The following is a 6,407-nucleotide window of genomic DNA, read 5'->3' as shown; positions in this document are numbered from 1 at the left end:
GCTCGGTGCTACCTACCCGCACACTCCGGGGGCCCCGTCAACGTGTGCCTACTTGGTATTGCTGCGCGTAGAGATTGCCCGTTTCACCCGAACTTAATCGGCTCGTCTCTGTTGCTCTGATCCTCACCTTATACCTGCCCCTTGCGGGCCAGGCTTTCAGTGGACAGCCGTTAGCTGCTACGCTGCCCTATGCAGTCCGGACGTTCCTCCAGTGCGGTGTTTCCACCCGACGCTTGCGCGTCGTCCTTGCGGCTTGCACCAGCGGCAGTCTGGCGGGCTTCACGCCCGTATTATCGCGGTTTGGCCCGGCTTACAGCCCTGGCTTCTAAACTTATACCCAAAGCAATTGATCAAGTAGTCCAAAATAACTATTCAATCATTTTTTGAGGAGCCACCCCATGAAAGCCGACAACATCCTGCAAACCATTGGCAACACACCGCATGTGCGCATCAACCGCCTGTTTGGCAGCAGCCACAAGGTCTGGATCAAGTCCGAGCGCAGCAACCCCGGTGGTTCGATCAAGGACCGTATTGCGCTGGCGATGGTGGAATCAGCTGAAAAGAGCGGAGAACTCAAGCCCGGCGCCACCATTATTGAGCCCACCTCGGGCAACACCGGTGTCGGCCTGGCGCTGGTCGCCGCCGTCAAGGGCTACAAGCTAATTCTGGTGATGCCCGACAGCATGAGCATTGAGCGGCGCCGCCTGATGCTGGCCTATGGCGCCTCGTTTGACCTGACGCCGCGTGAAAAAGGCATGAAAGGTGCCATTGCCCGCGCCGAAGAATTGGTCACGGCCACGCCCGGCAGCTGGATGCCGCAGCAGTTTGAGAACCCGGCCAACATCGACGTGCACGCACGCACCACGGCGCAAGAAATTCTGGCCGATTTCCCTGATGGCATCGACGCGTTGATCACCGGTGTCGGCACCGGCGGCCACCTCACCGGCGTGGCACAGGTATTGAAAGCCAAATGGCCCAACTTGAAGGTGTACGCGGTGGAGCCGGTGGCCTCCCCGGTGATTTCGGGCGGTGCGCCCGGACCGCACCCGATCCAGGGCATTGGCGCAGGCTTCATTCCAAATAACCTGCACACCGACTTGCTCGACGGCGTGATCCAGGTCGATGCCGAACCGGCGCGCGAGTACGCCCGGCGCAGTGCGCGTGAAGAAGGCATGTTGGTGGGCATTTCCAGTGGCGCCACCCTGGCCGCCATTGCGCAAAAACTGCCTGAGTTGCCACCAGGCGCCACTGTGCTGGGCTTCAACTACGACACCGGTGAGCGCTACTTGTCGGTCGAGGGTTTTTTGCCTGCCTGACGAAGCGAAAAGATCCCCCGCACATCCCTACATCTCCGAATGCTGACCGTCTAGTGCGTAGTGTGTGGGCCGAAGGCGGGTCGGGATTCATGTCAGTGGCTGTTGACCCAGTTTTCGACAGCCAGGCCCGGGTAGTTTAGAAAGTCAGCCTCGTAATTGGTGACCAAAACGATGTTCAGCGCAAGCGCATGGGATGCGATCAGCTTGTCGAGCGCGTTTTTATTGCCTTCACGATTGGCGGCGCGAAGCGGGCCATAGGCACGGGCCGCCTGCGCCTCAAACGGGGCTACCCGAATATCTTCAAGCAGGCTCTCCAGTGCAGCCTGGTTGGTGGCTGGCTCACCTGAGCAGGCAATGCCGAATTCGAGTTCAGCCAAGGTAATGGCTGAGATCACGACGTCGCCGACAAAGCACGCGTCAAACCGTGCACGGACCTCGGGCGGCTGGTGCTTCATCAGGTAGATGCATATATTGGTGTCAAGCATGTATTTCGGTTTCATAGTGCCTCGCGCTCACCTTCAACGCTTTGGCCACGGCCCTGTGCCATGAAGTCCGGAGAGAACTTGGCCAATTTGCCCAGCACATCGCCCATGCGTCGCTGGGCCGGTCGGATGCGCAACTCATCACCTTGGCGTTCAATGACCAGGTCAATATCCCACGAGCCATAAGCCAGCTCTGACGGTATGCGAACGGCTTGCGAGTTGCCGTTCCTGAAAAGTTTGGTATTGGCCATAAAAGGCTCCTCAAGATGTACGTGTACATCTTAAATTCTCATGGGCTTTTTGTAAATACATGGATGTACGTCACATCCACCCACCAACTGGCGCCGACTGGTCGCTTGTATTTTTGAAACGAAGTTTTCCAGTAGCGGCAGGAGATGATATTCCCAAGGGAATTGACGGAAATTGACCGTGTTGTTTACGGAAAGCCATCATTCCCGTGACTAACTCCTGATGGCAGGAAGCCGACGGTCAGTTCGGCCAAGCGAATTCAAACAATCAACCGTTTCCGGACATAGAGCCGCGAAAAATGCGGACGCTCAAACTGCCATGCGTTGCGACGTTACCGATACATGGTGCAAGGCCCAGGGCTACGCGCGCGCCAGATGCGCGGTTATTTCCTTCTCAAAGTCGGCCAGCCGGTCCTTGCCAAAGTACATCTCTTCACCGACAAAGAACGTGGGCGAACCAAACGCACCGCGCTCGAACGCGTCTTGCGTGTTGGCCATCAGCGTGGCCTTGACGGCCGGGTCCTGCGAGCCCTCCAGCAGGCGCTTGGCATCCAGTCCTGCGCTCTGCAGGACTGCCAGAACCTCGGAGGCTTCGCCGAGGTTTCGTCCTTGCTCCCACATGGCTGCATACATGACGTTTACATAGGGTGCGAAGCAGCCGTGCGTTTGGGCTGCTACCGCGCCGCGCATGATGGGCAACGTGTTGACGGGGAAAAATGGGTTGAACTTGAACTCGGTGATGGCGTGCTTGGCAATGAATCGCTTCATCTCCAGCGCGTCGTAGGCACGCTTGTTGGGAATCTGCGCCGTGGTCTCTGCCGGAGACCGGTTGTTGCTCAGCTTGAACAGACCGCCCAGGAGGACCGGAACGTATTGAACCGCTACGCTCGTGCGCTGCTCCAATGCGGGCAGCACTTTGTGGCACAGGTAGGCGTTAGGACTGCCGAAGTCGAACAGGAATTGAATCGATGCATTCATGGGTGTCTCCATGGGGTGGTTGAAACAAGTGCGTTAAGAGCGGTGATTGCTTACCAGGGCTCATTCCATGGCCGCAGTTCTGTCTCATGCGTCCAGGCGTCACGCGGCTGCTGGTGAATCTGCCAATACGCTTCTGCAATGTGGTCCGGGTTCAAAATGCCGTCGTTCTCCTTCTGCGCGTATTTTTCGGGGAAATTGGTGCGTATGAACTCCGTGTCAATGGAGCCGTCAATCACCGGGTGCGCAACATGAATGCCCTTGGGCCACAACTCGCGCGCCATGCTTTGTGCCAGTGCGCGCAAAGCGTGCTTGGCTCCGGCAAACGCAGCGAAGCCCTCGCGTCCGCGCAAGCTCGCGGTGGCGCCGGTAAAGATGATGGTTCCACGACCGCGTGGCAGCATGACCTTGGTGGCTTCACGCCCCATGAGGAATCCGCCAAAGCACGCCATCTCCCACACTTTCTGGTACACCCGCGACGTGGTTTCGGTGATACCAAAGCGGACGTTGGCGCCGATGTTGAAGACGGCCACTTCGATGGGTGCAATATCACGCTCGATCTTTTCGATCAGCGACACCATTTCGTCCTCCTTGCGGGCATCACTCCCAAAGGCATACGCAACGCCGCCCTCGCTGCGGATTTGCGCCACCAGGGGCTCCAGCTTGTCGGCGGTTCGCCGCGTCACACAGGCGATGTAGCCCTCGCGGGCAAATCGCCGCGCAATGGCACCACCGGTGGCGTCCCCTGCACCGATGACCAGGATGGCCTTTTTGGATTCCATGAAATTGACTCCTTGATTGAAGTGGGTTTCTAAGCGTGATGCCCAGGGTGGACATCGGTTTTATCGTTCAGCAGCCGCTCGGCAGAGCGGCGCAGTGCCGCCAATAGTTCGCGCTGCAATGTTTCATCGGACAGCGCGCGTGCGATCATGACCGCGCCAACGTTTTGCGCGATCAGGGTCCAGGCATCGTCCGCCGATCCGGTAATTTTTTTGACGTTGGCGTGTATCTCCTGCATGCCTTGTTGAAACGCGTCGCGCACCGACTGGTCGGCGCGTGCAACCTCTGACGTCAGACTAGGTAAGGGGCAACCCCGTTCCGGATGTTGGACGTGCTGGAGACTCAGATAGGCGGTCATCGATTTGACTGACCCTGCGCGGTCCGTAGGGTCGATTGCGCCGTACATCTGTGCCGTGCGATTGAGCTCTGCTGAAATCAGGGAGGCGAACAGATCGGCTTTGCCGCCAAAGTGCTTGTAGAGTGAGCCCGTAGTTACACCGGCCGCTGCTGCCAACTCCGACATTCCACTGTCACCAAACCCATGCTGCTTGGCATGGCTACCGCCAGAGGCAATAAGCCGTTGCTTTGCTGATTCCTTGTATTCCTTGGTGTAACGCATGACTGAATTCTAAAAACGTTCTTGACGGCAGAAGCACCCTGACATAGGATAACAATCATTATCCAATAATGCAAGCGATTGCCGCATTCAATTTAAGGGACGCCGGATGACTTCGACAGACACAGACGAATGGAAGAAGACAGCGTGCATCATTTGCTCGCTCAATTGCGGGCTGGACATCAAAACGGAGGCCGGACGAATCACAAAAATTCGCGGCGACAAGTCGCACCCTATCTCGCAGGGTTACATCTGCGAGAAGTCGCAACGCATGGACTACTACCAGAATGGCGCGGACCGAATTGACTCACCCAAACGCCGCAAGCCCGACGGCAGCTACGAGAACATTGACTGGGACACGGCCATTGCGGAAATCGCCGAGAAGTTGACCGCCATCAAAGCAACGCACGGTGGCGAGAGCATCTTGTATTACGGCGGAGGCAGCCAGGGCAATCACCTTGGCGGAACCTATGCCGACAGTACCATCAAAGCGCTTGGTATCCAATACCGTTCAAACGCACTGGCACAGGAGAAAACCGGGGAGGCTTGGGTTCAAGGGAAGATGATGGGCGTGGGCGTGCACGGCGATTTCGAGCACTGCGAAGTGGCCGTCTTTCTGGGCAAAAACCCGTGGCAGTCGCATGGCTTTGCACGCACCCGGGCGGTGCTGCGGGAAATTCAGCATGACCCCCAGCGCGCGATGATCGTCATCGACCCGCGCAAGAGTGAAACGGCCGCTATGGCCGACTTCCATCTGGCAGTTCGTCCAGGCACCGACGCCTGGTGCCTGAGCGCACTGGCCGCTATTCTGGTACAGGAAAAATTGACGGCCAACGACTGGCTCGATCAGCACACCACGGGATACCAACGCGTTGCCGAAGCACTGCAGCGCGTCTCGGTCGCGCAATACGCAAAAACCTGCGGCGTAGAAGAGTCCTTGCTCCGCAGTGCCGCATTGCGCATCGCCAGTGCGAAGAGCGTGTCCATGATCGAGGATTTGGGCGTGCAGATGAACCTGCACTCCACACTCAACAGCTACCTCAATCGGCTGGTTTGGCTGTTGACGGGGAACTACGCCAGGGAGGGAACCAACAATGCCTTCGTACCCTTGTTGAATCTGTCGTCCGTCAACCGGGATTCGACGAAGGTCAGAAAAGCTCCAGCAGCATCAGCGGCACGCAAGCCATGGGCGAAGAGCCCTGTTACGGGATCCAAAGTCGTCATGGGGCTTATTCCCTGCAACGTCATTCCCGAGGAAATTCTCACCACGCATCCCAAGCGGTTTCGAGCCATGTTCATCGAGAGCTCCAACCCTGTTCACTCCCTGGCCGACAGCAAGCGCATGCGTGAGGCGCTGCGTGCACTGGAATGCAGTGTAGTGATTGATGTGGCGATGACCGAAACCGCCCTACAGGCCGACTACGTGCTGCCGGCGACGAGCCAGTTTGAAAAGGCAGAAGCCACCTTCTTCAATCTGGAGTTTCCACGCAATGGTTTTCAGCTGCGGCAACCACACCTACCGCCGCGCCCTGGCACACTCGCGGAAGCAGAAATCCACGCGCGTCTGGTAGAAGCGCTCGGCGAAACAGACGAGCGGCAGTATCGGACCTTACGATTGGCCGCGCGTTTGGGAAAGACTGCGTTTGGCCTGGCATTCGCCTGGAAGTCTCAGCGCGACAAGAAGGTCGCCCGCTATGCGCCGGTCGTCATCTACCGCACTTTAGGTGCGACCATGCCACCACGGCTTGCGTCCGCCGCATCCCTGTGGGGCATTTGTCAAATCTACGTACGCAACCAAGTGGCAGCGGCGCAGGGTGCAGGTTTTGGTGGAAATGCGCTGCTGGCTGGCAACCGGTTGTTTGACGCCATCTTGAGCAGCCCTTCGGGGGTCATCTTTGTAAACGCGCGGCGAACCCATCTTGAACGTTGATCGATAACGCGGCAGTCTTGGAGTTTTCCAAGGAGACTGAAAGTCATGACGAGCAAGAAA

7 protein-coding genes and 1 other RNA gene are annotated in these 6,407 nt (G+C 57.9%); 2 read left to right on the top strand and 6 right to left on the bottom strand.

Annotated elements, in window-relative coordinates:
• Positions 1 to 281: RNase P RNA component class A (rnpB, locus tag GZ093_RS19675), an RNA gene on the bottom strand; the annotation flags it as partial.
• Between the two features lie 117 nt (positions 282 to 398).
• Here rnpB and cysK point away from each other — a divergent pair.
• The gene (gene cysK, locus GZ093_RS19670) at positions 399 to 1,316 is read left to right on the top strand and encodes a cysteine synthase A (protein ID WP_296489328.1); all 918 of its coding nucleotides are present in this window, start codon (positions 399 to 401) and stop codon (positions 1,314 to 1,316) included.
• 92 nt (positions 1,317 to 1,408) lie between these two features.
• On the opposite strand, the gene GZ093_RS19665 is transcribed toward cysK, so the two are convergent.
• The 5 genes from GZ093_RS19665 to GZ093_RS19645 form a co-directional block, all read right to left on the bottom strand.
• Positions 1,409 to 1,816 (bottom strand): type II toxin-antitoxin system VapC family toxin, encoded by a 408-nt coding sequence (locus GZ093_RS19665; RefSeq protein ID WP_296489327.1) that lies wholly within the window; start codon positions 1,814 to 1,816, stop codon positions 1,409 to 1,411.
• A complete protein-coding gene (gene vapB, locus GZ093_RS19660) occupies positions 1,813 to 2,049 on the bottom strand; it encodes a type II toxin-antitoxin system VapB family antitoxin (RefSeq protein ID WP_296489325.1) in 237 nt (78 codons plus the stop codon). The genes GZ093_RS19665 and vapB overlap by 4 nt, the downstream gene beginning before the upstream one ends.
• A 357-nt stretch (positions 2,050 to 2,406) precedes the next feature.
• Positions 2,407 to 3,024, bottom strand: a complete 618-nt coding sequence (locus tag GZ093_RS19655) for a 2-hydroxychromene-2-carboxylate isomerase (protein ID WP_296489323.1) — start codon at positions 3,022 to 3,024, stop codon at positions 2,407 to 2,409.
• 50 nt (positions 3,025 to 3,074) lie between these two features.
• Positions 3,075 to 3,803 carry an SDR family oxidoreductase gene (locus GZ093_RS19650; RefSeq protein ID WP_296489322.1) on the bottom strand — a complete coding sequence of 243 codons (729 nt, stop codon included), beginning with the start codon at positions 3,801 to 3,803 and terminating at the stop codon, positions 3,075 to 3,077.
• Between the two features lie 29 nt (positions 3,804 to 3,832).
• Complete coding sequence (locus tag GZ093_RS19645) at positions 3,833 to 4,420, bottom strand: TetR/AcrR family transcriptional regulator (RefSeq protein ID WP_296489320.1); 588 nt, start codon at positions 4,418 to 4,420, stop codon at positions 3,833 to 3,835.
• A 106-nt stretch (positions 4,421 to 4,526) separates the two neighbouring features.
• Here GZ093_RS19645 and GZ093_RS19640 point away from each other — a divergent pair, with 106 nt between their 5' ends.
• Entirely contained in the window at positions 4,527 to 6,347 is a 1,821-nt protein-coding gene (locus tag GZ093_RS19640) for a molybdopterin-dependent oxidoreductase (RefSeq protein ID WP_296489319.1), read from the top strand.
• Positions 6,348 to 6,407 lie beyond the last annotated feature (60 nt).

It is taken from the genome of Rhodoferax sp., assembly GCF_010365055.1.
Classification (GTDB): domain Bacteria; phylum Pseudomonadota; class Gammaproteobacteria; order Burkholderiales; family Burkholderiaceae_C; genus Rhodoferax.
Note: the sequence above shows the minus strand (reverse complement) of the source record. Positions and strands in the feature narration are given on the sequence as shown.